A 26,751-nucleotide genomic window follows, 5' to 3' on the forward strand; every position below is an offset into this window, starting at 1 on the left:
GAGCCTTCCCGGCCGAGCCCTGCCCCGCAATCGCCGATTCGCGGATTGTGGACAACTAGCCGAGCAACAGCTCGTTGTGGACAACCTCGGCGCGTTCGCCCTGCCAGCGGCGCCGCGCCCACCGGTCGTGCGTCACCACGACGACGGCCAGGCCGGCGCCGTCGACGGCGGCTTCGAGCTCCTCGACCAGCCCCAGTGACAGGTGGTTCGTCGGCTCGTCGAGGAGCAGCACCTGCGGCCGCGTCACCAGCAGCCGGGCCAGCGCGAGCCGCCGCTGCTGCCCGACCGACAGCGCACCGACCGGCGTCGCCAGCGCCGGGCCGGGCAGCAGCCCGAGGCCGGCCAGCTCGGCCTGGTACTCGTCCGCCGGCCCGGGGCGCCCGGCCGCGAACGCCTGCACCGCCGTCAGTGACGGGTCGGCGAAGCTGCCGGTCTGCGGCAGCCAGCCGATCCGCAGCCGGCGCGACCGCAGCACGTCGCCCGTCTCGGGCTCGAGCGCCCCGGCCAGCACCGACAGCAGCGACGACTTGCCGGAGCCGTTGCGACCGGTGATCATCAGCCGGGTGTCGCGGGTGACGTCCATCGCGCGGGCGGTGATGCGGCCGGGCACCTTCACGTCGCGCACGGCGATCAGCACGCCGTCGGGCACGTCGGCGCCGAGCGCGCCGTCGAAGGTCAGCAGCCGCGGCGGCTTCGGGATGCGCAGCTCCTCGAGCCGGCGCAGCCGGTTCTCGGCGTCGCGCACCCGCCGCGACACCGCCGCGTCGACCTTCTGGCTGAGGAAGTGCGCGACGAACTTGTCGTTGTCGCGGCGGCCGCGGCCCTCGTGCCCGATGCGGCGGGCGTCCTGCTTGACGACGGCGCGCGCGGCGTCGACGTCGTCGGACCAGGTGGCGAACGCCTGCTCCCACCGGGCCCGGGCGGCGGCCTTGCCGGCCAGGTAGTCGGTGTACGTGCCGGTGTAGCGGGCCGGCCCGACGTGCGGGACGCCGTCGCGGTCGACCGTCAGCGCCGGGTCGAGGTCGAGGATGGACGTCGCGACGCCGTCGAGGAACGCGCGGTCGTGCGAGACGATGACGACGGCGCCGCGGTGCGCCCGCAGCGCCTCCTCGAGGAACTCGATCGCGTCGTCGTCGAGATGGTTCGTCGGCTCGTCCAGCAGCAGCACGTCGGGCGCCCGGACCAGTGCGAGCGCCAGCGCCAGCCGCGACCGCTGCCCGCCGGACAGGGTGTCGACCGGCCGCTCCCCCGCCACGTCGGCCAGGCCGAGGCCGGCCAGCGCCCTGGCCGCCCGGGCGTCGGCGGACCAGCCGTCGCGGTGCTCGAACTCGGCCAGCAGGTCGCCGTACTCGTCCAGCACCGACTGGTCGCCCTCGGCGAGCCGCGCCTCGGCGGCGCGCATGCGCTGCTCGAGGACACGGAACTCCGCCAGCGCGGCGTCGACGGCGCCGTCGACGGTGCTGCCGGCCGGCAGGTCGGGCTCCTGGGTGAGGTAGCCGAGGCTGCCGTGCCGTTCGACGGTGCCGGAGTCGGGCCGCTCCACCCCCGCGGACAGCCGCAGCAGCGTCGACTTGCCGGCCCCGTTCTCGCCGACGATCCCGAGCCGCTCGCCCGCGGTGGCGTCGTAGCCGACACCGTCGAGCACCCGGCGACCGGCGTAGGAGATGGAAAGGGCGCGAACAGAGAGGAGAGACACGTGACGACCTCGACGAGGTTGCTGGGAGCCCGCCGGGTGGACACACCTCGGGCGCGGGCGAGAGTCACGCGTCAGATCACATCGGGATCGATGATGCCACCCCGGGCCTGACGCGGGCAAGCCGGTTTCCCGCGGAGTGTGTCGGTGCCGGGTCGTAGCGTGGCGGCATGAGGAAGATCGGGAACATCGTGTTCGACTGCGCCGACCCGCGCCGGCTCGCCCACTTCTGGTCCGACGTGCTCGGGTACCCGCGACTGGAGTACCCCGAGGAGATGCGCCGGGAGTTGCTGACCGCCGGGCTCACCGACCACGACCTGCTGGGCCGGGCGATCGCCGAGGATCCCGCCGGTGAAGGTCCGCGGCTCTATTTCCAGCGCGTCCCCGAGCCGAAACGGGTGAAGAACCGCGTCCACCTCGACCTCAACGCCACGCCGGGCCGTCGCGCGGAGCCCGGTGAGGTCGACGCCGAGGTGCAGCGGGTCGTCTCACTCGGCGCCTCGGTGGTCGGCAAGAGCGACGTCATGTGGGGCCCGTACCGCGAGTACCACTACGTGCTCGCCGATCCCGAGGGCAACGAGTTCTGCGTCCAGTAGGGCCTCAGTCGACGGGCTCGTCCAGCCAAGCGCCGCCGAGCATGACGGTGCGCCCGCCGAACTCGTGGAAGCCGTTCCATACCTGGACGCGGTCGGGCCGCAGATACAGGTACCGGAAGCCGGGGATCTGCCGCGGATCGTGCGAGACCAGCGCGTACCGATCGGCGACGGACGACTCGACGTCCGCCACCTCGACGATCGACACGTCGCCGTCGATGGTCACGACGTCGTCGGTGTCGCCGAGGGCCAGCCTGGCTCGCGGGTGGGCGCGGAGGTTGGCCATCGTCCGGCTGCGCTCGAAGGTCGCCATCACGACCTGCTCGCCGTCCAGGACGAAGCTCACCGGGATCAGGTGCGCGCCGTGACCGTCACGCCCGGTCGCGAGCCAGAGCCGAAAGTGAGTGGACAGCCGGTGCCGGGCGACGTCGCGGCGTTCGGCGAGCGGTCGCGGGGCGAGGGTGGGTGGCGCCGTCATCGTGGGTGTCCTTCCCTTCATGTCGAGTGCTGCTACCCCTGAGACGAACGGGCATGGGCCGGATCCGACAGCGCGCTCTGGACATTACGGTCTGGACCGGAATATCATCACGCCGCATGATCCCCCGCCGACGCTTCCTCCAGGCAGCCGCCGCCACGGGCGCGGCCGTCACCCTCCCCACCGTCTCCTCCCTCCCCGCCTCGGCCGCCACGCGGCCCGCCGAGGGCACCGTCACCGACCTCGGCCCGGCCAGCGTGGCCAGCCCACTGGGCAACGGCGAGTTCGTGGGCGACGTCCTGTACATGGGCTCGCGCGGCCTGGCCCCCAACGTCGTCGGCGCCTGGGACCTGGGCACCGACACGATCACCGAGCACGTCGAGATCCCGACCGGCATCGGCATCTGGGCGATGTGCAAGGTCGGCACCGACGTCTACGTCGGCACGCACTCGCGCTCCGACCTCTACAAGATCGACACGGTCACCGGCGAGCTGAGCAAGCTCGCCGAGTACCCCGACCACTTCATCTGGACCATGGCCGCCTCCCCCGACGGCAAGATCTACATGGGGATGTCGGAGCCGGGGCGCGTGGTCGAGTACGACCCGGCCACCGGCGTCAGCCGCGACCTCGGCCAGCCGGCGCCCGGCGAGGCGTACGTGCGCAGCATCCAGGCCGACGACACCTACGTGTACGCGGGCATCGGGTCCAACGCCCACCTCATCGCCATCCACCGGCAGACGGGCGAGAAGCGTGAGCTGCTGCCCGCCGAGCTGCTGGACCGCGACTGGGTGTCCAGCATGCACATCAGCGACACCCACATCGCCGGCGGGCTCAACTCCACTGCCGAGCTCGTCGTCATGGACAAGGCGAACCCCGGCAACCACCGGATCGTCAAGGCCAGCGCCGCGGGCGAGAAGTACACCGTCGCCGTCCTCATCCACGACGGCTGGGTCTACTTCGCCGGCCGTCCGTCGGGGACGATCTACCGCGTCCCGGTGGACGGCGGGGACGTGGAGGTCCTGGGCGTGCCGTTCCCGGAGGCGCAGACGGTGCGCCTGCTGGAGCACGGCGGGCGGATCTACGGCCTGCAGGACCCCGGCATCTTCGTCTACGACCCGGCCACGGGCGCGATGGACTACGTCAGCCACGTCCAGCGCGGCTTCCGCGCCGCCGCCGAGGCGCCGATGTCGGTGCACTCCGACGGCAGGGTCGTCTACGTCGGCGGCAAGAGCGGCGCCGACCTGCACGACCTCGCCTCGGGCGAGGTCACCCGGCTGCCCATCCCGGGCGAGCCCAAGACCGCCATCACCGTCGACGGCACCACCTACCTCGGCATCTACACCCAGGCGGCGCTCTACTCGCACCGCGCCGGCGACGCCGAGGCCACGCTGCTGTTCCGCACCGGGCACCACCAGGACCGGCCCAAGGATCTGGCCTACGACCGCACCACCGGCCTGATCGCGATGTCGACCCAGCCCGAGCCCGGCCACCCCGACGGCGCCCTCAACCTGTACGACCCCACGACCGGCGCGCTGGACACCTACCGCCCGGTCGTCGAGCGGCAGACGGTGTTCTCGCTGACCGCGGTCGCCGGAACGCTCTTCCTGGGCACCAGCACGCAGGAGGGCCTCGGCTCGCCGCCGGTCACGCCCACGGCCAAGCTGGCCGCCTTCGACCTGCGCTCCAGGACGGTGACGTGGGAGCTGGAGGTGCTCCCGGGCATCGGCGCCATCATGGACCTGGCGCACACCCCGCGGGCCGTGTACGGCATCACCAACACCGGCGTGCTGTTCGAGTACAGCCTGGTGGAGCGGGCGATCACGCGGACGCTGAAGGTCAGCGAGCGCGGCGGCGACCTGCTGATCAGCGGGTTCACCGCCTACACCAGCGACGTGAACGCCGTCTACCGCGTCGACCTCGTCCCCTTCACGGCGAGGAAGATCGTCGACGGCCTCGCGAGCGACTGGTTCGGCGGCGGTTCCCGGCTCAACATCGCGCCCAACGGCCGCGCTCTCTACGCGTTGAAGGAGCGCAACCTCGTCAGCATCGCGATCCACCCGCGCCTCGGCTGAGGCGCGGGCGGACCCGCGGCCGCGTCAGCTCTCGGGCTGCTCCGCGACGGCGTCGATACCGGCCTCCTTGCGCTGCTGGGCGGTGATCGGCGCCGGCGCGGCCGTCAGCGGGTCGTAGCCGCCGCCGGTCTTCGGGAACGCGATGACCTCGCGGATGGAGTCGGAGCCGGCCAGCAGCGCGGTGATGCGGTCCCAGCCGAACGCGATGCCGCCGTGCGGCGGGGCGCCGTACTTGAACGCGTCGAGCAGGAAGCCGAACTTCTCCTGCGCCTCGTCCGGGCTCAGGCCCATGACCTGGAAGACCCGCTCCTGCACGTCGTGGCGGTGGATACGGATCGACCCGCCGCCGATCTCGTTGCCGTTGCAGACGATGTCGTAGGCGTAGGCGAGCGCGCTGCCGGGGTCGGTGTCGAAGGTGTCGAGCGACTCGGGCTTCGGCGACGTGAACGCGTGGTGGACGGCGGTCCAGGCGCCGGACCCGACGGCGACGTCGTCGGTCTCGTCGACCGGCTCGAACAGCGGGGAGTCGACCACCCAGGTGAACGCCCACGCGTTCTCGTCGACGAGCCCCGCGCGCCGGCCGATCTCGAGCCGGGCCGCGCCGAGCAGCGCCTGCGACGCACGCCGGGAGCCGGCGGCGAAGAACACCGCGTCGCCTGGCACCGCGCGTACCAGCTTCGGCAGGCCCGCCTTCTCGTCCTCGGAGAGGTTCTTCGCGACCGGGCCGGACAGCTCGCCGTCGGCCCCGACCAGCACGTACGCCAGGCCGCGGGCGCCGCGCGCCTTGGCCCAGTCCTGCCAGCCGTCGAGCTCCTTGCGGCTCTGCGACGCGCCGCCCGGGTGCACGACGGCGCCGACGTAGGGCGCCTGGAAGACGCGGAACGAGGTGTTCGCGAAGTGCTCGGTGACCTCGGTCAGCTCCTGCCCGAAGCGCAGGTCGGGCTTGTCGGAGCCGAAGCGGTCCATGGCGTCGCGGTAGGTCATGCGCGGGATCGGCGTGCTGATCTCGTGGCCGACCAGCGCCCACAGCGCCGTCAGCACCCGCTCGGCCAGCGCGATGACGTCGTCCTGCTCGACGAAGCTCATCTCGATGTCGAGCTGGGTGAACTCGGGCTGGCGGTCGGCGCGGAAGTCTTCGTCGCGGTAGCAGCGGGCGATCTGGAAGTAGCGCTCCAGTCCGGCCACCATGAGCAGCTGCTTGAACAGCTGCGGCGACTGCGGCAGCGCGTACCACGACCCCGGCCGCAGCCGGGCCGGCACCAGGAAGTCGCGCGCCCCCTCGGGCGTCGAGCGGGTCAGCGTCGGCGTCTCGACCTCGACGAAGTCCTCGGCCAGCAGGACGTCGCGGGCGGCCCTGTTCACGGCGCTGCGCAGCCGGATGGCGGCGGCCGGGCCGGACCGGCGCAGGTCGAGGTAGCGGTACTTCAGCCGCACCTCCTCACCGACGTCGACGTGGTCGTCGATCTGGAACGGCAGCGGCTCGGCCTCGCTGAGCACCCGGACGTCGTCGGCGACGACCTCGATCTCGCCGGTGGGCAGATTGGGGTTCTCGTTGCCGTCCGGACGGCGCCCGACCTGACCCGTGACCTGCACGCAGAACTCGTTGCGCAGCCCGTGCGCCACCGCCTCGTCGCGGACCACCACCTGCGCCACCCCGGACGCGTCGCGCAGATCCAGGAACGCCACTCCCCCGTGATCGCGGCGGCGGGCCACCCAGCCGGTGAGGGTGACGGTCTGGCCGGCGTGGCCGGCGCGCAGGGTGCCGGCCTCGTGGGTGCGGAGCACGGATGGTCCTCTCGGATCGTTGCAGGGCGATTGTTGCGCCCTAGCGCCATGAGTTGCAATCAGCAGCGATCCTACGTAACGCGCCGTGCGGACGGCGAGGCGATTCCCCCGCTCAGAACAGCGCCTCCTGCCCGGGCTCGGCCGGCGCCGGCTCAGGCGTGAGCCGCGGGCCCCAGCGTTTGCCGTGCAGCGGCCGCCGCCGGTCGTCGAGCGTGCCGTCGGCCGGTTCGTCGGCCGGTTCGTCGTCGGCGCGCAGGCGGTGGCGGCGCAGGTGCGGCTCGACCCGGGCGCGCAGCCAGTCGCGGTAGCGCTGGTGGGAGTACGAGCCGCCGTGGTACAGCCGCTGGTAGAGCGGTAGGAGGTCGGGGCGGGTAGCCTCCAGCCAGCCCAGATACCACTCCCGCGCGCCCGGCCGTAGGTGCAGTGGGATGTGGCTGATGCCGGTGGCGCCGGCGTCGGCGACGGCCGCGACCAGCGCGGACAGCTGCTTCTCGGAGTCGGTCAGCCCGGGCAGGATCGGCGCCAGCAGGACGGTGCACGGCAGGCCGGCCGCGCGGACGGCCCGGATGAGGTCGAGCCGCGCCTTCGGCGTCGGCGTCCCCGGCTCGACGGAGCGGTGCAGGGTCTCGTCGAGCAGCGCCAGCGACACCCCGATGCCGACCGGGACGTCCTCGGCGGCGCGCCGCAGCAGCGGGAGGTCGCGGCGCAGCAGCGTGCCCTTCGTCAGGATGCTGAACGGCGTGCCGGACCCGGCCAGCGCCTCGATGATGCCGGGCATCAGCCGGTAGCGACCCTCGGCGCGCTGGTACGGATCGGTGTTGGTGCCCATGGCGACGTGCTCGCGCGCCCACGTGCGCCGGGAGACCTCGCGCCGCAGCACGTCGGCGACGTTGACCTTGACGATGACCTGACGGTCGAAGTCGTCGCCGGCGTCGAGGTCGAGGTAGGTGTGGGTGTTGCGGGCGAAGCAGTTGTGGCTGACGACGCCGTGCGCGATGAAGTCGCCGGTGCCGGTGGTGAGGTCGAACATCGGCAGCTCGACGTCCATGGCCCGCACGTAGCTGACCGCCAGCGCGTCGCCGGGCCGGACCGCCGCGCCGACGACGCTGCGGCGCAGGCCCATCAGGTGGTCGCGCGTCGTCAGGTGTGGCCGCTCCGGCTCGTCGTCGCCGCCCGGTGCGACGTGCTTCCACCCGTCGGCCGTCAGGAACCGGTGGTCGCCGCTCGCGACGATGGACGTGCCGCCGTCGAGCTCGACCCGGAACGCCGGCTTCGACGTGCGCCAGTGGTCGAGCACCTGGGTGCGCACCAGCCGGCGGCTCCGCCCCTCGAGGCGGGTGCCGAGCACGTGGTCGCCCGGCCGGACCCGGGCCAGCGGAATGGTGGAGCCGTCGGCCATGCTGATGGGCGCGTAGCCGGACAGGCAGTAGGTGCACGCGTGGCTGCAGCCGCGGTACGGGTTGACCGTCCACCGGAACGGCACGTGCGACGCCGCCGGCACCTTGTTCAGCGCGGACTTCGACGTGATCTCGTGGAACGTGATGCCCTCGAACTCGGGCGTGCGCACGCTGCGGACCAGCCCGGCGATGCGCTGCAGCCCCGGCAGCGCGCCACCGTCGGCCACCGCGAGCTCCTGACCGTCCCAACGCACACATCCATTCGAACACACGTTCGGACGGGTGGCAAGTTCAGGTCGCGGCCCCCAGCAGCGGCAGGCACGGCGCCAGCCCTTCGATCGTCGCGTCGACCCTCCGGTGCTCGTCCCACGCCTGGCGCGTCAGGAGGAACCGCTGCTCGGGGGCGAGCTTCCCCCTGGAGATGCCGCGGCTGGTGCCGTTCTCGGCGTACCCGAGCTTGCGCGACACCCGCAGCGACGCGTGGTTGTCGAGGTAGCCGACCGACACCGCCTCGTCGGCGCCCAGCCCGGCGAAGGCCAGGTGCAGCATGGCCGCGCGCATCTCGGTGCCGATGCCCTGCCCGTGGTGACGCAGGCCGAGCCACGACTCGGACTGCACCTGCCGCCGGACGGCGAAATCGTCGGCCTCGATCTCCTGGACGCCGACGGGACGTCCGTCCACGAAGACGACCAGGTTCAGCGCCCAGCCGTCGGGCTTCAGCTCTGCCAGCGTCGACCAGTGCCGCTGGATGACGCGGCGGGCGCGGTCGGCGGGCGGCAGCTCGGACCACGGGTTGCCGAACGGCATGAGGTCGGGCCCGTGGATGCCGTCCATGGACAGGTCGGCGAGCTCGGCCAGCTCCTCGGGTGCGGGCAGCCGCAGCTCCAGCCTCGGGGTGCGCACCCGGAGGCCGAAGATCGGGAAGTGATCGATCAGCATCGCTCACAGTGTGGTCGGCGGGCCCGGGGTGGCGCCACGCATTATTCGCCGGGGTCGGCTTGGTTGGTCTGCCGTTGGCCGGGCGCTCGTTGGCTGGGCTGCCGCGTTGGCCTGCCCCCTGCTGCTCTCGATTGTCGGGGGCGCGGGAGGCCGCCTCAAGCGGACCTCTGCTTGGGCGCTTCGCGCGACGGCGGACCGCTTGACCCGGCCGCCCGCGCCCCCGTGAAAGCAGCGTCAGGGGGCCGGCCGAAAGTTGGGCCCGGCTCCCCTGCCCGCTCGTCTCGGGGTTCGCTGGCCGCTCACCGGCCGTGGGTGGCGTTCTGGCTACCGGCTCCGCTGCTGGTCCTGGTCCGCTGGCCGCTCACGGCTGCTTCGGGTGTGGCCACCGGGTCCGCTGTGGTTCCGGTTCGCTGGCCGGTGCCGCGCCATGATCATCCAGGTTCTGGGGTGTGATCACGCCGCACACCCTGGACGATCATGGCGCGAGAGCCCGGGCACGTTGCTGAGCGGCAGACCGAACACCCACGCCAGCACGGGGCGTGGAAACAGCGCCGATCCGACGACGGGCACGAGCGTCGCGTCGCGCCGTGGAGGTAGACCCCTCCCGGCCCGGGTGGGGCCCACCCTACGGGCGGGCACCGACAACGTCGCTGCGCCGCGAACTGCCGCGACCGCCCAGCGACCGCCCCGCCCCGCCCCGCGCCAGCGGCGGCGTGCCGTCACACCAGCCGTTTGAGGTGGGTGACCAGCCCGTTCACCGAGACCGCCTGCTGGTCGCCGGTGGTGAGGTCCTTGACCTGGGCCACGCCCTCGGCGAGGTCGCGCTCCCCCACGACGACGGCGTACTTGGCGCCGCTGCGGTCCGCCGCCTTCATGGCGCCCTTGAGACCGCGGCCGCCGGTGGCGAGGTCGGCCGCGACGCCTTCGCGGCGCAGGGAGGTCACCAGGGCGAACGCCCACGCCGCGGCGTCGTCGCCGAGAGGTACGGCGAAGACGTCGACGGCGGCGGAGCCGGGCAGCGGCAACCCCTCGGCCTCCATGGCCAGCAGCGTGCGGTCGGCGCCGAGCGCCCAGCCGACGCCGGGGAGGGAGGGGCCGCCGAGCTGCTCGGACAGGCCGTCGTAGCGTCCGCCGCCGCCGACGGCGGACTGCGAGCCGAGGCCGTCGTGGACGAACTCGAACAGGGTGCGGGTGTAGTAGTCGAGGCCGCGCACCAGCCGCGGGTCGTCCTCGAACTCGACGCCGGCCGAGGTGAGCAGGGCGCGGACGGTGTCGTGATAGGCGCGGTCGGCCGGCGACAGGAAGTCGGTGATGAGTGGTGCCGACGCCAGCGCCTTCTGGATCTCCGGCCGCTTGTCGTCGAGCACCCGCAGCGGGTTCACCTCCACCCGCCGCGCGGTCTCCTCGTCGAGGTCGAGGCCGCGCAGATACTCCTGCAGCGCCGCCCGGTAGGCCGGCCGGGACTCGTGCGAGCCGAGCGTGTTCAGCAGCACCCGCACGCCGGTGAGCCCGAGCGCGCGGTAGGCGTCGACGGCGAGGACGACCAGCTCGGCGTCGCTGGCGGCGTCCTCGGTGCCCAGGATCTCGGCGCCGACCTGCGAGAAGTGCCGGAACCGGCCCTTCTGCGGCCGCTCGTAGCGGTAGTACGACCCCGAGTACCAGAGCTTCACCGGCAGCGCGCCGCGGTGCAGGTTGTTCTCGAGGACGGCGCGCAGCACCGGCGCCGTCCCCTCCGGCCGCAGCGTGACGTCGTCGCCGCCGCGGGTGGTGAAGGAGTACATCTCCTTGGTGACGATGTCGGTCGACTCGCCGACGCCGCGGGCGAACAGGGTGGTGTCCTCGAAGGTGGGCGTCTCGACGTAGCCGTAGCCGGCCGTGCGCAGCGGGGCGGCCAGGGCGTCGCGGACGGCGAGCATGGCCTCGCCGCGCGGCGGCACGAGGTCGAAGGTGCCCCTCGGGGCACGGAAGGCAGGTGCGTTCACGTCTCTACAGTCCTCGCAGGTACGGGTTGGATGCGCGTTCCCGGTCGAGGGTCGACGCCGGGCCGTGGCCGGGCCGGACGGTGGTGAGCCCGGGCAGCTCGTCGTCCGACGCCAGCCGGGTCAGCGTGGCGCGCATGAGCGCGTCGTCGCCGCCGGGCAGGTCGGTGCGGCCCACCGTGCCCGCGAACAGGACGTCCCCGGTGAGGACGACGCCGTCGGCGGGCGCGTAGTAGAGCGTCGACCCCTCGGTATGGCCGGGGGCGTGGATCGCGCGCAGCCCGACGCCGGCGAGGTGCAGCTCGGTCTCGGCGCCGTCGAACGTGCGGACGTCGGACGGCGGCGTCCACGCGGCGCCGAACTGGGCGAACTGCGCCGACAGCTGCGGCCCGAGCGAGCCGAGCGGGTCGGCCAGCCGGTACGCGTCGCGCTCGTGCAGGTGGACGGGGAGGCCGGGCAGCTCGGTCAGCCCGTGCGTGTGGTCGAGGTGGCCGTGGGTGACGAGGACGGCGACCGGCGTCAGTTCGTGCTCGGCGAGCACCTTCGCCAGCTGCTCGCCGACACCGATGCCGGGGTCGACGACGACGCACTCGCGGCCGGCCGCGGCCGCCACGACGTAGCAGTTGGTGCCCAGCACGGGGGCGACGACGGTGAGCAGGAGCACCCACGAAGGTTACCGGCGGGCCACTCATCGCCGCGAACTCGTTACCTGATTCCCGTCGTGTACTGCCTAGACTGTCTCCGCGTACCACAGACGCGAAGGGGGGTCGCCACGGCCTTCCCGGACGTATCGCGACAATGCGGGAGGATGGCCGGTGGCCCAGAGCGCCAAACAGCGGCGACGTGAGCTCGCGCGCAAGCACCTCGAACGCCAGGAGGCCCGGCGGGCCGCCGAGGCGGCGCGCCGGCGGAAGATCGGCCTCGTGGTGGGTGCCGTCATCGTGGTGGTGGCGCTGGTCATGGGGACGTTGCTGGTGTCCGGCGCGCTCGGCGGCGACGACGATCCCGTCGCGGCCGGCTCCGAGACCTCGCCGTCCGCCGAGGCCCCCGCGGGCCCCTGCACGTACACCGCCTCCGGCGAGTCGGCCGTTCCGAACCTCGGCACGCCCCCGGCCGTCGACCCCGCCGCGCTCACGACGCCGCTGCCGACCACCGCGACGCTGACGATCAACGGGGCGCCGGTCACCGTCACCCTCGACGCCGGCGCGCCGTGCACCGTCAACTCGCTGAGCTTCCTGGCCGCCGCCGGCTACTACAACGCCACCACCTGCCACCGCCTCACCACGTCGGACTCCCTCAAGGTGCTGCAGTGCGGCGACCCGACCGGCACCGGCTCCGGCGGCCCCGGGTACCAGTACGCCAACGAGAACACCGACGGCGCCACCTACCCCGCCGGTACGGTGGCGATGGCCAACAGCGGGCCCGACACCAACGGCAGCCAGTTCTTCCTGGTGTACGGCGACTCCCAGCTGCCGCCCGACTACACCGTCTTCGGCCAGATCACCACCGGTCTGGACGTGATCACCGGTATCGCCGACGCTGGAACTGACAACGGATCGGACGATGGCGCGCCCATCACCCCGGTCACCCTCGATTCCGTCACCACCGCCTGACCCGGATGAGGACACCGTGACGAACACGACTGGTAGCCCCGAGCACGACGACGCGGCAACGCCTGCCGCGGAGGTCGAGCCCACGGCACCCGAGTCCCCGAGCGCCGCCGAGCCGGCGCCGACGCCCGAAGCCGCCGCGGCCGAGGAGCCGTCGGAGGCATCGCCGGAGGTGCCGTCCGAACCGGCATCGGAGCCGGCATCGGCGGAGGCAGCGGCCGAGGCCGGCGCAGAGTCCCACGCCGAGGCCGAGGACGCGCCCGCCGAGCCGGCGCCCGTGCCGACCCCCGCCGACGTGGCGCCGGCGCCCACGCCGGCCGAGGTGGCGCCGGCTCCCGCCGCGCCCGTGCCCGCGGCAGCGTCCGCCGAGCGCGAGCCCGAGCCCGCAGCAGCGTCGCCCGAGCCCGCTGACGCGGCGCCCGCACCCGCCGGGCCGGCCGCGCCCACCGTCGCGTCCAACGAGTGGGGCCGGGTCGACGAGACCGGCGAGGTGTTCGTCCGCACCGCCGAGGGCGAGCGCAGCATCGGGTCGTGGCAGGTCGGCAAGCCCGAGGAGGCGCTGGCCTTCTTCGTGCGCAAGTACGAGGACCTCGCCGTGCAGGTCGACCTCCTGGAGACCCGCCTCGAGTCCGGCGCCGCCGCGCCCGACGACACCGCGCAGGGCGTCTCGAAGGTGCGCGCGCAGCTGGCCGAGGCGCACGCTATCGGCGACCTCGCCGCGCTGGGCGCGCGGCTCGACGCGCTCGACGCCCGCATCGCCGAGCGCCGGGCCGAGCGCCGCGCCGCCCGGGCGAAGGCGCTGGACGAGGCGCGCGGGCGCAAGGAGCAGATCGCGTCGCAGGCCGAGGCCATCGCCGAGGGCAACGACTGGCGCAACGGCGCCGACACCCTGCGCGGTCTGCTCGAGGAGTGGAAGGGCCTCCCCCGCCTCGACCGCGGCACCGACGACGAGCTGTGGCGCCGGTTCTCGTCGGCCCGCACCCACTACACCCGCCGGCGCAAGGCGCACTTCTCCGAGCTGGCCGAGCGCCGCGACGAGGCGCGCGTCATCAAGGAGCGCATCCTGGCCGAGGCCGAGGAGATCTGCACGTCGACGGACTGGGGCCCGACGTCGCGCCGCTACCGCGAGCTGATGTCGCAGTGGAAGGCCGCCGGCCCGGCGCCGCGCGGCGTCGAGGACAGCCTGTGGAAGAGGTTCCGCGCGGCCCAGGACACCTTCTTCGGCGCCCGCACCGCGCACCAGTCCCAGCGCGACGACGAGCAGCAGGCCAACCTCGTCGTCAAGGAGGGCATCCTCACCGAGGCCGAGGCGCTGCTGCCGGTCACCGACTGGAAGGCGGCCCGCCAGCAGCTGCGCGTCCTGCAGGAGCGCTGGGAGGACGCCGGTCACGTCCCGCGCGACTCCATGCGCTCGGTCGAGGGCCGCATGCGCCGGGTCGAGGACGCCATCCGCGAGGCCGAGCAGAACGAGTGGCAGCGGTCGAACCCCGAGGCGCGGGCCCGGGCGCAGGCCACCGTCACCCAGTTGGAGGCGTCCATCGCCGACCTGGAGACGAAGGCCGCCAAGGCGCGCGAGGCCGGCAACGACCGCAAGCTGCGTGAGGCCGAGGAGGCCATCGCCGCGCGCAAGTCGTGGCTCGAGCAGGCGCAGCAGGCGCTCGAGGAGTTCACCAGCTGACGACGGGCAGGGCCCGGCGCCCTCAGTGGGTGGGCGCCGGGATGCCGCTGGTGAGCCGGTAGGCGTCGAAGACGCCCTCGACACCGCGGACCGCCTTGAGGACGTGCCCCAGGTGCTTGGGGTCGGCCATCTCGAAGGTGAACCGGCTGGTGGCGATGCGGTCGGTGTTGGTGGAGACCGTGGCCGACAGGATGTTCACGTGCTGGTCGGACAGCACCCGGGTGACGTCGGACAGCAGCCGGGCGCGGTCGAGCGCCTCGACCTGGATGGCCACCAGGAACATGCTGTTGGCCGTCGGCGCCCACTCGACCTCGACCATGCGCCCGTGCTGGCGGCGCAGGCCGTCGACGTTGACGCAGTCTTCCCGGTGCACCGACACGCCGGAGCCGCGGGTGACGAAGCCGACGATGGTGTCGCCGGGTACCGGCGTGCAACAGCGGGCCAGCTTGACCCACACGTCGGAGACGCCCTTGACGACGACGCCGGGGTCGCCGCCGCTGCGCCGCCGGGGACGGTCGGGCGTGGCCGCCTCGGCGACGTCCTCGGTGGTGCCCTCCTCGCCGCCGAGGATCTGCACCAGCTTCTGCACGATGCTCTGCGCCGAGACGTTGCCCTCGCCGACCGCCGCGTACAGCGCGGAGATGTCGGGGTAGCGCAGGTCGTCGGCGACGGCCTTGAGCGACTCCTGGCTCATCATGCGCTGCAGCGGGAGGTCCTGCTTGCGCATGGCCCGCGCGATGGCGTCCTTGCCGTGCTCGATGGCCTCTTCGCGGCGCTCCTTGGAGAACCACTGCTTGATCTTGTTGCGGGCCCGGGCGCTGGTGACGAACGTCAGCCAGTCGCGGCTCGGGCCGGCGCCCTGCGCCTTGGAGGTGAACACCTCGACGACGTCGCCGTTGTCGAGGTTGGACTCGAGCGGCACCAGCCGGCCGTTGACCCGCGCGCCGATGGTGCGGTGGCCGATGTCGGTGTGGACGGCGTAGGCGAAGTCGACCGGTGTGGCCGCGGCCGGCAGCGCGACGACGTCGCCCTTCGGGGTGAAGACGAAGACCTCGTTGGACTCCATCTCGAACCGCAGCGACTCGAGGAACTCCCCCGGGTCCTCGGTCTCCTTCTGCCAGTCGAGCAGCTGGCGCAGCCAGGCCATGTCGTTGCCGGCGTTGTCGCCCGCGACGGCGTGCTTGTCGGTCTCGCGCCCGGCGTTGGAGTCTTCCTTGTACTTCCAGTGCGCGGCGATGCCGTACTCGGCCCGGCGGTGCATGGCGTGGGTGCGGATCTGCAGCTCGACCGGCTTGCCGCCCGGCCCGATGACCGTGGTGTGCAGCGACTGGTACATGTTGAACTTCGGCATGGCGATGAAGTCCTTGAACCGGCCGGGCACCGGGTTCCAGCGCGCGTGCACGATGCCCAGGACGGCGTAACAGTCGCGCACCGACTCGACCAGCACGCGGATGCCGACGAGGTCGTAGATGTCGGCGAAGTCGCGGCCGCGGACGATCATCTTCTGGTAGATCGAGTAGTAGTGCTTGGGCCGCCCGTAGACGTTGGCCTTGATCTTCGACACCCGGAGGTCGCCCTGCACCTGGTCGATGACCGAGGCCAGGTAGTCGTCGCGCGACGGCGCCCGCTCGGCCACCAGCCGCACGATCTCGTCGTACACCTTGGGGTGCAGGGTGGCGAAGGAGAGGTCCTCGAGCTCCCACTTGATGGTGTTCATGCCCAGCCGGTGCGCCAGCGGGGCGTAGATCTCGAGCGTCTCGTGCGCCTTGCGCCGCGCCGACTCCTTCGGCACGTACCGCCAGGTGCGGGCGTTGTGCAGGCGGTCGGCCAGCTTGATCACCAGGACGCGGATGTCCTTGGCCATGGCGATGACCATCTTGCGGACGGTCTCGGCCTGCGCGGCCTGCCCGTACTTGACCTTGTCGAGCTTGGTGACGCCGTCGACGAGCATGGCGATCTCTTCGCCGAACTCACCGCGCAGCTGGTCGAGGCCGTAGTCGGTGTCTTCGACGGTGTCGTGCAGCAGCGCCGCGGCCAGCGTGGGCGGCGTCATGCCCAGCTCGGCGAGGATGGTGGTGACCGCGAGCGGGTGCGTGATGTACGGGTCGCCGCTCTTGCGCTTCTGCCCGCTGTGGGCGCGCGCGGCGGTGCGGTAGGCGCGCTCGATGATCTCGAGGTCGGCCTTCGGGTGGTTGGCCCGGATGATCCGGAACAGCGGTTCCAGAGCGGGGTCGGACTGCTGTCGTTGCGCGGTCAGGCGGGCGAGCCTCGCCCGCACCCTGACCGGGGTCAGCGCGCCGCTGGGAACTGTCTGCTCGGCCACAGGCCCCCTCTCGTCCCGTGTGAAGGACACAACACAGTTTAGGGGGTCGCTGTTCCCGGCGGGTAACGCAGCGCCAACCCGCCGGGAAGCTGTCTCATTTCAGGCGACGGGCAGCGGCTGGACTTTCCACCGGGAAGCTGTCTCGAAATCAGACGACGAGCAGCGACTGGACGTTGACGTCGGGCAGCTTGGCCCGGCCGTCGAGGAAACCCAGTTCCATGAGGATGCCGACGCCCACGACGTCGGCGCCGGCGCCGCGGACGAGGTCGACGGTGGCGCGCACCGTACCGCCTGTGGCCAGCACGTCGTCGACGATGAGGACCCGCTCGCCGGGCTGGAACGCGTCGACGTGGACCTCGATGGTGGCCTCGCCGTACTCCAGCGCGTAGCTGGCCGACGTCGTCTGCCACGGCAGCTTGCCCTGCTTGCGGATGGGCACGAAGCCGGCGCCGAGCCGGTGCGCCACCGGCGCGCCGAGGATGAACCCGCGCGCCTCGATGCCCACGACGACGTCGACCTCGCCACCGCCGACCGCGCCGAGCAGCTCGATGGTCGTGTCGAGGGCGGCGGGGTCGCGCAGCAGTGGCGTGATGTCCTTGAACACCACGCCCGGCTCCGGCCAGTCCGGGACGTCCCGGATGCGGGAGAGCAGCAGGTCGCGGTCGGAGTCGGCGATCGCCGGCGGCTTGGTCACGAGGTCAGAGGGTATCGCGTGGACGCGCGGCGCACACCGCCCGGCTCAGCGGACGTCGTCGCCGTTCGTGCGGTCCTCGGCCTTCGCCTGCGCGGGCTCGTGCTTCGGCGCCTCGTCGGCGTCGGCCGCGGTGTCGGGCACGATGTCGTCGTGCACCGGCGCGACCGGCTCCTGCGGCTGGACGACGTTGGCGATGGCGCGGCGCACGTAGCGGCTGTGCACGCCGGGCGCGACCTCGAGCACCACCTCGTCGTCGTCGACCTCGACGACCGTGGCCAACAGGCCGGCCGTCGTCATGACCTTGGTACCCGCCTGGACCGACTGCTGCAGCTCCACCATCTGGCGCCGCTGCTTCTGCTGCGGCCGGATGAGCAGGAAGTAGAAGACAGCGATCAGCAGGATCGGGAGCAGCAGTGCTTCCATGTGTGGACAAGTATCCTTTCCACGGCGCCCCAGCTGCGGAGGCCGTGCGGCGGCCGGCGGTCCTGATGACCGCCGAAAGTACGAGTCTACCCGCGACCCGCGCGAAGGTTACGCACCGTCGGCGGCCGAGAACAGGTCGGGCTCGTCGAACCCGCGTCCGAACGCCGTCTGCGCGGGCACCGCGAGCCCGAGATGCCTCCACGCGGCCGGTGTGGCGACCCGCCCCCGCGGGGTGCGGGCGAGCAGCCCGGCCCGGACGAGGAACGGCTCGGCCACCTCCTCGACGGTCTCGCGCTCCTCGCCGACGGCGACGGCCAGCGTGCCGAGGCCGACCGGTCCCCCGCCGAAGCTCTTGCACAGCGCCGTCAGGACCGCGCGGTCGAGACGGTCGAGGCCCAGTTCGTCGACGGCGAACACCTTCAGCGCCGCGCGGGCGACGTCACCGCTGATGACGCCGTTGCCGCGGACCTCGGCGAAGTCGCGCACCCGGCGCAGCAGCCGGTTGGCGATGCGCGGCGTGCCGCGGGACCGGCCGGCGATCTCGCCGGTGCCGTCGCCCTTCAGCTCGACCTCGAGCAGCCCGGCCGAGCGGCGCAGCACCAGCTCGAGCTCGGCCGGCTCGTACAGCTCGAGGTGCCCGGTGAACCCGAACCGGTCGCGCAGCGGCCCCGGCAGCAGCCCGGTGCGCGTGGTGGCGCCGACCAGCGTGAAGTGCGGCAGCTCGAGCGGGATGGCCGTGGCGCCGGGCCCCTTGCCGACGACGACGTCGACGCGGAAGTCCTCCATGGCGGTGTACAGCATCTCCTCCGCGGGGCGGGCCATGCGGTGGATCTCGTCGAAGAACAGCACGTCGCCCTCGTTCACCGAGGACAGGATGGCCGCGAGGTCGCCGGCGTGCTGGATGGCCGGACCGCTGGTGATGCGCAGCGGCACCTCCATCTCGGCGGCGACGATCATCGCCAGCGTGGTCTTGCCGAGGCCGGGCGGGCCGGACAGCAGGATGTGGTCGGCGCTGCGCCCGCGTGCCCGGGCGGCGTCGAGGACCAGCGACAACTGCTCGCGCAGCCGCTCCTGCCCGACGAACTCGGCCAGCGTGCGCGGCCGCAGCGCCGCCTCGACGGTCCGCTCCTCGTGGTCGGCGTCGCCGCCCACCAGCCGGTGCACGTGGTCGTCGGGGAAGCTCATGTTCTCGCCAGCGTACGCAACGCCTTGCGCAGCAACGCCGAGACGTCGAGGTCGCCGGCGTCGCCGTTGAGGTCGGTGGCGACGGTGTCGACGGCGCGGTCGGCCTCGCGGGCGGACCAGCCGAGGCCGAGCAGCGCCTCGTGCACCTGGACCTGCCAGCCGTCGCCGCCGGGAGCCGGTGCGGACGGGACGGCGGCCAGCGACGGGCCGGAGCCGGGCACGCCGAGCTTGTCCTTGAGCTCGATGACGATGCGCTGGGCGCCCTTCTTGCCGATGCCGGGCACCTTCGTCAGTGCGACGAGGTCCTCGGTGGCGACGGCGCGGCGCAGGTCGTCGGGCGAGTGCACCGACAGCATGGCCTGCGCGAGCCGCGGCCCGACACCGCTGGCGGTCTGCAGCAGCTCGAACACCGTCTTCTCGTCCTCGTCGGCGAAGCCGTACAGCGTCAGCGACTCCTCGCGGACGACGAGGCTGGCGGCCAGCTGGGCGACCTCCCCGAGCCGCAGCGCCGACGTGGTGGCCGGCGTGCAGTGCAGCGCCAGCCCGATGCCGCCGACGTCGACGACGGCCTCCGTCGGGCGGACCACCGTGACCTGGCCACGGACGTAAGCGATCACCGTCGTCCCCTCCCCGCCGCGGCGACCGCGGCCTGCAGCCGGTTCTGCGCGGACCCGCGCCACACCTGGCAGATCGCCAGCGCCAGCGCGTCGCTGGCGTCGGCCGGCTTGGGCGCGGCGTCGAGCCGCAACAGCCGCGTGACCATGAACGCGACCTGCGCCTTGTCGGCCTGGCCGCTGCCGCTGACCGCGGCCTTCACCTCGCTGGGCGTGTGCGTGACGACGGGGATGCCGTGGCGCGCCGCGACCAGCGTCGCGACGCCGCTGGCCTGCGCCGTCCCCATGACGGTGCGGACGTTGTGCTGGCTGAACACCCGCTCGACGGCGACGGTGTCGGGCCGGTGCGCGGCCACCCACTGCTCGATGGCGGTCTCGATGGCCAGCAGCCGGTGCCCCAGCTCGGCGTCGGCGGGCGTGCGGACGACGTCGACGGCGACCAGGCGCAGCGGCCGCCCAGGCGAGCCCTCGACGACGCCGAGACCGCACCGCGTCAGCCCCGGATCGACCCCCAACACCCGCATGCAGCACCCTTCACCGAACACCAGTTCGGTGCCGACCCTACCGGCGGGTGTGACGCCGACGCCGCAGGCGCGCCGTCAGCCGACCGCGGCCATGACGTCGTCGGAGACGTCGAAGTTGGCCCACACGTTCTGCACGTCGTCGCTGTCTTCGAGGGCGTCGATGAGCCGGAAGATCTTCCGGGCGCCGTCCTCGTCGAGCGGGACGTTGACCGACGGGATGAACGACGACTCGGCGGAGTCGTAGTCGAGGCCGGCCTGCTGGATGGCGGTGCGGACGGCGACGAGGTCGCTCGCCTCGCTGCGGATCTCGAACGCCTCGCCGAGGTCCTCGACCTCTTCCGCGCCGGCGTCGAGCACGACCTCGAGGAGGTCGTCCTCGCTGACCGTGCGGCCGCCCTCCTGCGCCGACGGCACGACGACGACGCCCTTGCGGTCGAACATGTACGACACCGAGCCGGGGTCGGCCATGGAGCCGCCGTTGCGGGTCATGGCGACCCGGACCTCGGAGGCCGCGCGGTTGCGGTTGTCGGTGAGGCACTCGATGAGCACCGCGACGCCGTTGGGGCCGTAGCCCTCGTACATGATGGTCTGGTACTCGGCCCCGCCGCCCTCGGCGCCGGAGCCGCGCTTGACGGCGCGGTCGATGTTGTCGTTGGGGACCGACGACTTCTTCGCCTTCTGGATGGCGTCGTAGAGCGTCGGGTTCCCTGCCGGGTCGCCGCCGCCCGTACGGGCCGCCACCTCGACGTTCTTGATCAGCTTGGCGAAGAGCTTGCCCCGCTTCGCGTCGACCAGGGCCTTCTTGTGCTTGGTGGTCGCCCACTTGGAGTGGCCGGACATAAGGGGTCAAGCCTCCTTCACGATGTCGAGGAAGAGCGAGTGCACACGCGCGTCCGCGGTCAGTTCCGGGTGGAAGGACGTGGCCAGGAGCCGTCCCTGCCGGACCGCGACGATATTACCCGGGGTGGCGTCGTCGGCCGAGGCGACGCGGGCGAGGATCTCGACCCCGTCGCCGACTTTCTCGACCCACGGCGCCCGGATGAACACCGCGTGCAGCGGCTCGGCGCCGAGCGCCGGGAAGTCGAGGTCGGCCTCGAAGGAGTCGACCTGGCGCCCGAACGCGTTGCGGCGCACCGTGATGTCCATGCCGCCGACGGTCTCCTGCCCGGCGACGCCGCCCTCGATGCGGTCGGCGAGCAGGATCATGCCGGCGCACGACCCGTAGGCGGGCAGGCCGGCCGCGATGCGCCTGCGCAGCGGTTCGAGCAGCCCGAACGTCCTGGCCAGCCGCCACATGGTGGTGGACTCGCCGCCGGGCAGCACGATGGCGTCGACGGCGGCGAGCTCGGCCGGCGTGCGTACCGGCGTGCTCGCGGCGCCGGCGTCGGCCAGCATGCGCTGATGCTCGCGGACGTCGCCCTGCAGGGCGAGGACGCCCACGGTCGGCTGGGTCACGGTGCGCCTTTCGTTCGGGTCCGACCGTCGATTTTACCGCCCGCCGGGTCAGTCGACCTCATGTCGCACGCCGTCCCAGCCGTCCTCGAGCAGGCCGCGGACGATCGACGGCAGCGTCGGCGGGTACAGCGGCTCGCCCACCGCTTCGAGCTCGTCGGCCGTGCACCAGCGCAGTTCCGTCACCGACGCCCGCTCGACATCGGTCCACCCGGACCCGTCGACGTCGGTGGCGCCGGTCAGCCGGGCGTAGAAGAGCACCTCGTCCTGGCGGTACGGCCGCCCCATGAAGCTGAAGAACGCGGTGCGGGCCGCGACCGGGCCGGACAGTTCGTCCGGCCGGACCCGCAGCCCGCTCTCCTCGAACAGTTCGCGCACGGCGCCGGCGCGCTCGTCCTCGCCCGGCTCCAGCCCGCCGCCCGGGGTGATCCACCAGACGTTGGACGGGTCGGCCGGGTCGAAGCCGCGCATCAGCAGCACCCGCCCGGCCTCGTCGAGGACGATCACCCTGGCGGCGTGCCGGACCTCGGGCTCGGGCTGCGCCGTCACCGTCGCGGGGTCACCAGCCGCGCTCGGCCAGCCGGTGCGGCTCGGGCACGTCGGCGACGTTGATGCCGACCATGGCCTCGCCGAGGCCGCGCGACACCTTGGCCAGTGTGTCGGGGTCGTTGTAGAACGTGGTGGCCTTGACGATGGCCTCGGCCCGGCGGGCGGGGTCGCCGGACTTGAAGATGCCCGACCCCACGAACACGCCTTCGGCGCCGAGCTGCATCATCATGGCGGCGTCGGCCGGGGTGGCGATGCCGCCGGCGGTGAACAGCACCACCGGGAGCTTGCCGGCCTGCGCGACCTCCTTGACGAGGTCGTACGGCGCCTGCAGCTCCTTGGCGGCCACGTAGAGCTCGTCCTCGGGCAGCGACGCCAGCCGGGTGATCTGGTCGCGCAGCTGGCGCATGTGCGTCGTCGCGTTCGAGACGTCGCCGGTGCCGGCCTCGCCCTTGGAGCGGATCATGGCCGCGCCTTCGGCGATGCGGCGCAGCGCCTCGCCCAGGTTCGTCGCGCCGCACACGAACGGCACGGTGAACTTCCACTTGTCGATGTGGTGCTCGTAGTCGGCCGGGGTGAGCACCTCGGACTCGTCGATGTAGTCGACCCCCAGGCTCTGCAGCACCTGCGCCTCGACGAAGTGCCCGATGCGGGCCTTCGCCATGACCGGGATCGACACCGCGTCGATGATGCCGTCGATGAGGTCGGGGTCGCTCATGCGCGCCACCCCACCCTGAGCGCGGATGTCGGCGGGCACCCGCTCGAGCGCCATGACGGCGACGGCGCCGGCGTCTTCGGCGATGCGGGCCTGCTCGGGCGTGACCACGTCCATGATCACGCCACCCTTGAGCATCTCGGCCATGCCACGCTTCACCCGCGCGGTACCGACGGTGGACTGCGTCTCTTCGGACACTGCTGCTCGTACCCCATGAGTCGACGGAGTGGTGGACAGCACCATGGTACGTCCTCGGAGGTGACACCCTCGCGCCCGATTCCGGCCAGTGGACCCCCGCCAGGTTCGCGCGACGTTGTCGGTGCCCGCCCGTAGGGTGGGCCCCACCCGGGCCGGGAGGGGTCGACCTACCACCGGATCCGTGAGCTGGAACACCACCTACGGCCAGTGAGCGGCCGGCGACCAACGAGTCCAGCGGAGCCGGTAGCCAAAACCCGAGCCGACCCGACGGCGGCCAGCGGGCAAGAGCCGAGCGAAGCCGGTAGCCGAAACCCCACCCACGGCCAGTGCGCGGCCAGCGGACCCCACCCCCCACAGAGGTAGGAGCCGGGCCCATCTTCCGGCCGGCCCCCTGACGCTGCTAATCCGGGGGGCCCGGGCTGCGCCGGGTCAATCAACGAGGGCCCGGCCGACTACTCGGAAGCCAACCCCCGCGGCACCGTGTCATCCAGCTCGACGGTCTCCGGCATGGGCGCGTAGCCGGCCAGCCGGAGCCACCGCACGAACGCCTTCCGCCGCAGCCTCACCGCACCCCGCACCAGCTCGTTGTGGAACCGCCGTGCGTGCGCCGCCCGCCGGCAGGCCATCGCCAGTTCCTCCAGCGCTGCTTCGGCGGCCGGGTCGGAACGCAGCGGCTCGAGGTCCGCGGGGTCGTCCAGCACGGCTGTCAGCACCGCGGTGAGGTCGCTCTCGGCCTGGTACCGCTCCGTGCCCTCGGCGGCGGTCCGGGCCCGCGAGGCCGCGTCGGCCAGAGCGACCGACGAGGCGGGGTCGAGCAGCCCGGCCGTCGCGAGGTCGAGCACCGACCCGGACCGCCGCAGCAATTCGGCGTCGAGCACGGCCCGCGACGCCTCCAGGCGCGCGTGCCGCCGGTCCAGCCGGCCGGCCGTCCAGGACAGGTAGACGCCCAGGGCGGCGAGGACGGCGATGGTGACGAACAGCCATTCCCAGTTCACGGCAGCCCCGGCAGCTTGAAGGTGTGCCCGCCGGACCCGACGGCGACAGCCATCTCGTAGACGGCCAGCACCTCGTCGGCGACCCGGGACCAGTCGTAGCGGCGCACGCCCAGCGACGCGGCCGCGCGGTAGCGGGCCCGCCGCGCGGGGTCGCCGAGCAGCGCGATGGCCTCGTCGGCCAGCGCGGACGAGTCGCCGACGGGCATCAGCGCGCCCAGGCGGCCGCCGTCCAGCACGGCCTGGAACGCCTCGAGGTCGCTGGACAGCACCGGCGCTCCGGCCGCCATGGCCTCGGCCAGGACGATGCCGAACGACTCGCCGCCGATGTGCGGCGCGACGTAGATGTCGCTGCTGGCCAGCATCGCCGCCTTGTCGTCGTCGCTGACGCCGCCCAGGAACTCGACGGCGTCGCGGTAGCGCGGGTCGATGCCGCGGCGGATGTCCTCGATCTCGCCCCGCCCGGCCACCAGCAGCCGCGTCTTCGGGAACGCGTCGTGGATGGCCGGCCACGCCTTGAGCAGCACCTGCAGGCCCTTGCGCGGCTCGTCCAGCCGCCCGAGGAACGACAGCGTCCCCTCCTCCGACCGCCACTCCTCGCGCGCGGGGACGGCGAACCGGTCGACGAACAGGCCGTTCGGGATGAGGACGGCGTCGACGCCCAGGTGCTGGACGACGGTGCGGCGGGCCTCCTCGGAGACGGCGATGTGGGCGGTGAACTTCTCGAACGCCGACTTCAGGATGCCCTGCGCCGCGCTCATCGCCCGCGACCGCCGCATGGCCGAGTGCGACGTCGCGACGATCGGCACCTCGGCCCACAGCGTCGTGATCAGGCCCAGCGACAGCGACGCCGGCTCGTGCACGTGCACGACGTCGAAGTCGCCGTCGACCAGCCAGCGGCGCACCCGCGCGGCGATGCGCGGCCCGAACGCGACCCGTGCCACCGACCCGTTGTACGGGATCGCCAACGGCCGCCCGACGGTGGTGACGTACGGCGGCAGGTCGTCGTCGTCATCGCCGGGCGCCAGGACGGAGACCTTGTGCCCGCGGGAGGTCAGTTCCTCGGTGAAGTCGCGGATGTGCACCTGGACGCCGCCCGGGACGTCCCACGAGTACGGGCAGGCGATGCCGACCTTCACGGCGCCACCTGCTGGGGCCGCCGCCGCGGGTCGTTGATGTCGAGGTCGGCCAGGAACAGCCGCTGGGTCATGTGCCAGTCCTCCGGGTTGGCCCGGATGCCGACCTCGAAGGCGTCGGCGATCCGCTGCGTCATGGTGACCAGCCGCTCGCCGCGCTCCTCCGGTGGGTCGATCGGCTCGTGGAACCGGATGACCAGGCGGTGCTCCGGCTCGTGGCCCTCGTACGACAGCGTGACGGGGATCAGCGCGGCCCCGGTGCGCAGGGCCAGCATGGCGCTGCCGGCCGGCATGCGGGTCGGCTCGCCGAACAGGGTGACGGGGATGCCGCGGCGCGACAGGTCCCGCTCGGCCGGCAGGCACACCAGCCCGCCGCGGTTCAGGTGCTCGGACAGCGCGCTCATGACGCCGTCGCCGCCCAGCGGGTGCACCGTCATGCCCAGCGCCTCGCGGTAGGTGACGAACCGCTCGTACAGCGCCTCCGGGCGCAGCCGCTCGGCCACCGTCGCCAGCGGGGCGCCGGTGAGGCAGGCCCACGCGCCGGCCCAGTCCCAGTTGCCCATGTGCGGCAGCGGGACGACGACGCCGCGGCCGGCGGCCAGGGCGTCGCGCAGCCGGTACTCGTCGACGACGCGCACGCGGTCGAGGATGCGCTCGTGGCTCCATTCGGACATGCGGAACGCGTCGCACCAGTACCGCATGTACGAGCGGGCGCCCAGGCGGGTCAGCTCGCGCAGTTCGTCGGGGTCGTACTTGCTCACGCGGGCGAGGTTCAGCTCCAGCCGCCGCACCGAGGGGCTGCGGCGGCGCCAGAAGAAGTCGGCGATGGTCCGGAACGAGCGGTACGCGGCCCGTTCCGGCATGTGCTGCACCGCCTTCCAGCCGGTGCTGTAGAGCCACAGCTGGCGACGGTCGCCGAACGTACTCACTCCAGGGCCGCCTGCCGCCGCACGGTGTCGACGCGGTGCCACACGGTCCACGCGCTGGCCGCCGTCAGCGCCCACAGCAGCACCTCGAGCACCACGACGGGGAGGTCGAGCAGGCCGACCAGCCCGGTGACGACGAGGATGGCGACCAGCCGGTCGGCCCGCTCGGCGATGCCGCCGCCGGCGGTGTAGCCGAGGCTCTCGGCCCGCGCCTTCGCGTAGGAGACGACGGCGCCCAGCGTGAGGCAGGCGATCAGCAGCCCCACCATGCGCAGGTTGTCGCCGTCGCCGGCGAACCACATCGCGAGACCGCCGAAGATCGCGGCGTCGCCGAAGCGGTCCAGCGTGGAGTCGAGGAACGCCCCCCACTTGCTGGTACGGCCCTGTAGCCGCGCCATGATGCCGTCGATGTTGTCGAAGAACACGAACGCCGTGATGAACAGCGTTCCCCAGAGGAACTCGCCCTGCGGGTAGAAGATCAGCGCACCGGCGACCACGCCGAGGGTGCCGATGACCGTCACCGCATCCGGGCCCAGCCCCAGTCGCAGCATCCCGCGCGCCGCAGGGGTCAGGATGCGGGTCGAATAGACCCGGGTGTACTTGTCGAGCATCGCCCGTCCGTTCGACTCCAGTCCGAAACCGGCCCGCTGGTTGAGCGGCACCCGGCGCCGCCATGCTACTGGCGATATGCCGATCACCCTTGCGCATCCACGCCTCCGGCAGCAAAGTGGCCATCACCACACCAACAAACCGCGGCGGCGCAACGAGGCGCTGGAACCGCCGGGCCGCGCGTCGCCTGCGA

Annotated in this window: 25 protein-coding genes; 4 read left to right on the forward strand and 21 right to left on the reverse strand. The window is 72.7% G+C overall.

What is annotated here, in order from left to right:
* Positions 1 to 55: 55 nt before the first annotated feature.
* Positions 56 to 1,696, reverse strand: a complete 1,641-nt coding sequence (locus tag BLU82_RS13020; protein WP_092620799.1) for an ABC-F family ATP-binding cassette domain-containing protein — start codon at positions 1,694 to 1,696, stop codon at positions 56 to 58.
* 167 nt (positions 1,697 to 1,863) lie between these two features.
* Here BLU82_RS13020 and BLU82_RS13025 point away from each other — a divergent pair, with 167 nt between their 5' ends.
* On the forward strand, positions 1,864 to 2,289 hold the full coding sequence (locus BLU82_RS13025; protein ID WP_092620802.1) for a VOC family protein: 426 nt from the start codon (positions 1,864 to 1,866) through the stop codon (positions 2,287 to 2,289).
* A 4-nt stretch (positions 2,290 to 2,293) separates the two neighbouring features.
* On the opposite strand, the gene BLU82_RS13030 is transcribed toward BLU82_RS13025, so the two are convergent.
* Positions 2,294 to 2,764, reverse strand: coding sequence for a pyridoxamine 5'-phosphate oxidase family protein (locus BLU82_RS13030; RefSeq protein WP_092620805.1), 471 nt, complete (start codon positions 2,762 to 2,764; stop codon positions 2,294 to 2,296).
* A 116-nt stretch (positions 2,765 to 2,880) separates the two neighbouring features.
* Between BLU82_RS13030 and BLU82_RS13035 the strand changes: the two genes are divergently transcribed.
* The gene (locus tag BLU82_RS13035; protein ID WP_092620808.1) at positions 2,881 to 4,833 is read left to right on the forward strand and encodes a twin-arginine translocation signal domain-containing protein; all 1,953 of its coding nucleotides are present in this window, start codon (positions 2,881 to 2,883) and stop codon (positions 4,831 to 4,833) included.
* Positions 4,834 to 4,857: 24 nt separating this feature from the next.
* On the opposite strand, the gene aspS is transcribed toward BLU82_RS13035, so the two are convergent.
* From aspS to BLU82_RS13060, 5 genes are all read right to left on the reverse strand, one after another.
* Entirely contained in the window at positions 4,858 to 6,618 is a 1,761-nt protein-coding gene (aspS, locus tag BLU82_RS13040; RefSeq protein WP_092620811.1) for an aspartate--tRNA ligase, read from the reverse strand.
* 112 nt (positions 6,619 to 6,730) lie between these two features.
* On the reverse strand, positions 6,731 to 8,242 hold the full coding sequence (locus tag BLU82_RS13045; RefSeq protein WP_092620814.1) for an Rv2578c family radical SAM protein: 1,512 nt from the start codon (positions 8,240 to 8,242) through the stop codon (positions 6,731 to 6,733).
* A gap of 64 nt (positions 8,243 to 8,306) precedes the next feature.
* Positions 8,307 to 8,954: a GNAT family N-acetyltransferase gene (locus BLU82_RS13050; protein ID WP_092620817.1), complete on the reverse strand. Its 648-nt coding sequence runs from the start codon at positions 8,952 to 8,954 to the stop codon at positions 8,307 to 8,309.
* Positions 8,955 to 9,673: 719 nt separating this feature from the next.
* Positions 9,674 to 10,936, reverse strand: coding sequence for a histidine--tRNA ligase (hisS, locus tag BLU82_RS13055; RefSeq protein WP_092620820.1), 1,263 nt, complete (start codon positions 10,934 to 10,936; stop codon positions 9,674 to 9,676).
* A gap of 4 nt (positions 10,937 to 10,940) precedes the next feature.
* Entirely contained in the window at positions 10,941 to 11,597 is a 657-nt protein-coding gene (locus BLU82_RS13060) for an MBL fold metallo-hydrolase (RefSeq protein ID WP_092620823.1), read from the reverse strand.
* Positions 11,598 to 11,748: 151 nt separating this feature from the next.
* Here BLU82_RS13060 and BLU82_RS13065 point away from each other — a divergent pair, with 151 nt between their 5' ends.
* Positions 11,749 to 12,546, forward strand: a complete 798-nt coding sequence (locus tag BLU82_RS13065) for a peptidylprolyl isomerase (protein ID WP_092620826.1) — start codon at positions 11,749 to 11,751, stop codon at positions 12,544 to 12,546.
* A gap of 16 nt (positions 12,547 to 12,562) precedes the next feature.
* The gene (locus BLU82_RS13070; RefSeq protein ID WP_231947785.1) at positions 12,563 to 14,221 is read left to right on the forward strand and encodes a DUF349 domain-containing protein; all 1,659 of its coding nucleotides are present in this window, start codon (positions 12,563 to 12,565) and stop codon (positions 14,219 to 14,221) included.
* A gap of 22 nt (positions 14,222 to 14,243) precedes the next feature.
* Here the strand turns inward: BLU82_RS13070 and BLU82_RS13075 are convergent, their stop codons facing one another.
* From BLU82_RS13075 to pgsA, 14 genes are all read right to left on the reverse strand, one after another.
* Entirely contained in the window at positions 14,244 to 16,544 is a 2,301-nt protein-coding gene (locus BLU82_RS13075) for a bifunctional (p)ppGpp synthetase/guanosine-3',5'-bis(diphosphate) 3'-pyrophosphohydrolase (RefSeq protein WP_304440731.1), read from the reverse strand.
* Positions 16,545 to 16,692: 148 nt separating this feature from the next.
* Complete coding sequence (locus tag BLU82_RS13080; protein ID WP_197682915.1) at positions 16,693 to 17,238, reverse strand: adenine phosphoribosyltransferase; 546 nt, start codon at positions 17,236 to 17,238, stop codon at positions 16,693 to 16,695.
* 45 nt (positions 17,239 to 17,283) lie between these two features.
* A complete protein-coding gene (yajC, locus tag BLU82_RS13085) occupies positions 17,284 to 17,661 on the reverse strand; it encodes a preprotein translocase subunit YajC (RefSeq protein ID WP_092620835.1) in 378 nt (125 codons plus the stop codon).
* Between the two features lie 108 nt (positions 17,662 to 17,769).
* Positions 17,770 to 18,846, reverse strand: coding sequence for a Holliday junction branch migration DNA helicase RuvB (ruvB, locus tag BLU82_RS13090; RefSeq protein WP_092620838.1), 1,077 nt, complete (start codon positions 18,844 to 18,846; stop codon positions 17,770 to 17,772).
* Positions 18,843 to 19,463, reverse strand: a complete 621-nt coding sequence (gene ruvA, locus BLU82_RS13095) for a Holliday junction branch migration protein RuvA (protein WP_092620841.1) — start codon at positions 19,461 to 19,463, stop codon at positions 18,843 to 18,845. The genes ruvB and ruvA overlap by 4 nt, the downstream gene beginning before the upstream one ends.
* Complete coding sequence (gene ruvC, locus BLU82_RS13100; protein WP_092620844.1) at positions 19,460 to 19,984, reverse strand: crossover junction endodeoxyribonuclease RuvC; 525 nt, start codon at positions 19,982 to 19,984, stop codon at positions 19,460 to 19,462. The genes ruvA and ruvC overlap by 4 nt, the downstream gene beginning before the upstream one ends.
* 75 nt (positions 19,985 to 20,059) lie before the next feature.
* The gene (locus tag BLU82_RS13105) at positions 20,060 to 20,824 is read right to left on the reverse strand and encodes a YebC/PmpR family DNA-binding transcriptional regulator (RefSeq protein ID WP_092620847.1); all 765 of its coding nucleotides are present in this window, start codon (positions 20,822 to 20,824) and stop codon (positions 20,060 to 20,062) included.
* 6 nt (positions 20,825 to 20,830) lie between these two features.
* Positions 20,831 to 21,379 (reverse strand): pyridoxal 5'-phosphate synthase glutaminase subunit PdxT, encoded by a 549-nt coding sequence (gene pdxT / locus BLU82_RS13110; RefSeq protein ID WP_231947828.1) that lies wholly within the window; start codon positions 21,377 to 21,379, stop codon positions 20,831 to 20,833.
* 108 nt (positions 21,380 to 21,487) lie between these two features.
* Complete coding sequence (locus BLU82_RS13115; RefSeq protein WP_092620853.1) at positions 21,488 to 21,985, reverse strand: NUDIX hydrolase; 498 nt, start codon at positions 21,983 to 21,985, stop codon at positions 21,488 to 21,490.
* Between the two features lie 10 nt (positions 21,986 to 21,995).
* Positions 21,996 to 22,940 carry a pyridoxal 5'-phosphate synthase lyase subunit PdxS gene (pdxS, locus tag BLU82_RS13120; protein WP_092620856.1) on the reverse strand — a complete coding sequence of 315 codons (945 nt, stop codon included), beginning with the start codon at positions 22,938 to 22,940 and terminating at the stop codon, positions 21,996 to 21,998.
* Between the two features lie 407 nt (positions 22,941 to 23,347).
* Complete coding sequence (locus BLU82_RS13125) at positions 23,348 to 23,890, reverse strand: NUDIX hydrolase (protein WP_197682916.1); 543 nt, start codon at positions 23,888 to 23,890, stop codon at positions 23,348 to 23,350.
* Positions 23,887 to 25,026 (reverse strand): glycosyltransferase family 4 protein, encoded by a 1,140-nt coding sequence (locus tag BLU82_RS13130; protein ID WP_092620859.1) that lies wholly within the window; start codon positions 25,024 to 25,026, stop codon positions 23,887 to 23,889. Before BLU82_RS13130 ends, BLU82_RS13125 begins: the two co-directional genes overlap by 4 nt.
* Complete coding sequence (locus BLU82_RS13135) at positions 25,023 to 25,952, reverse strand: phosphatidylinositol mannoside acyltransferase (RefSeq protein ID WP_092620862.1); 930 nt, start codon at positions 25,950 to 25,952, stop codon at positions 25,023 to 25,025. Before BLU82_RS13135 ends, BLU82_RS13130 begins: the two co-directional genes overlap by 4 nt.
* Positions 25,949 to 26,560 (reverse strand): phosphatidylinositol phosphate synthase, encoded by a 612-nt coding sequence (pgsA, locus tag BLU82_RS13140; protein WP_092625773.1) that lies wholly within the window; start codon positions 26,558 to 26,560, stop codon positions 25,949 to 25,951. The genes BLU82_RS13135 and pgsA overlap by 4 nt, the downstream gene beginning before the upstream one ends.
* Positions 26,561 to 26,751: the final 191 nt, after the last annotated feature.

The sequence above is a fragment of the Jiangella sp. DSM 45060 genome (genome assembly GCF_900105175.1).
Taxonomy (GTDB): domain Bacteria; phylum Actinomycetota; class Actinomycetes; order Jiangellales; family Jiangellaceae; genus Jiangella.

What these genes read in the sequence shown, in the direction of transcription:
- ruvC (WP_092620844.1), bottom strand. Translation starts at nt 19,984, where the DNA reads ATGCGGGTGTTGGGGGTCGATCCGGGGCTGACGCGGTGCGGTCTCGGC.
- BLU82_RS13105 (WP_092620847.1), bottom strand. Translation starts at nt 20,824, where the DNA reads ATGTCCGGCCACTCCAAGTGGGCGACCACCAAGCACAAGAAGGCCCTG.
- pgsA (WP_092625773.1), bottom strand. Translation starts at nt 26,560, where the DNA reads ATGCTCGACAAGTACACCCGGGTCTATTCGACCCGCATCCTGACCCCT.
- ruvB (WP_092620838.1), bottom strand. Translation starts at nt 18,846, where the DNA reads ATGAGCTTCCCCGACGACCACGTGCACCGGCTGGTGGGCGGCGACGCC.
- BLU82_RS13030 (WP_092620805.1), bottom strand. Translation starts at nt 2,764, where the DNA reads ATGACGGCGCCACCCACCCTCGCCCCGCGACCGCTCGCCGAACGCCGC.
- pdxS (WP_092620856.1), bottom strand. Translation starts at nt 22,940, where the DNA reads ATGGTGCTGTCCACCACTCCGTCGACTCATGGGGTACGAGCAGCAGTG.
- BLU82_RS13025 (WP_092620802.1), top strand. Translation starts at nt 1,864, where the DNA reads ATGAGGAAGATCGGGAACATCGTGTTCGACTGCGCCGACCCGCGCCGG.
- BLU82_RS13035 (WP_092620808.1), top strand. Translation starts at nt 2,881, where the DNA reads ATGATCCCCCGCCGACGCTTCCTCCAGGCAGCCGCCGCCACGGGCGCG.
- BLU82_RS13050 (WP_092620817.1), bottom strand. Translation starts at nt 8,954, where the DNA reads ATGCTGATCGATCACTTCCCGATCTTCGGCCTCCGGGTGCGCACCCCG.
- yajC (WP_092620835.1), bottom strand. Translation starts at nt 17,661, where the DNA reads ATGGAAGCACTGCTGCTCCCGATCCTGCTGATCGCTGTCTTCTACTTC.
- pdxT (WP_231947828.1), bottom strand. Translation starts at nt 21,379, where the DNA reads ATGCTGGCCGACGCCGGCGCCGCGAGCACGCCGGTACGCACGCCGGCC.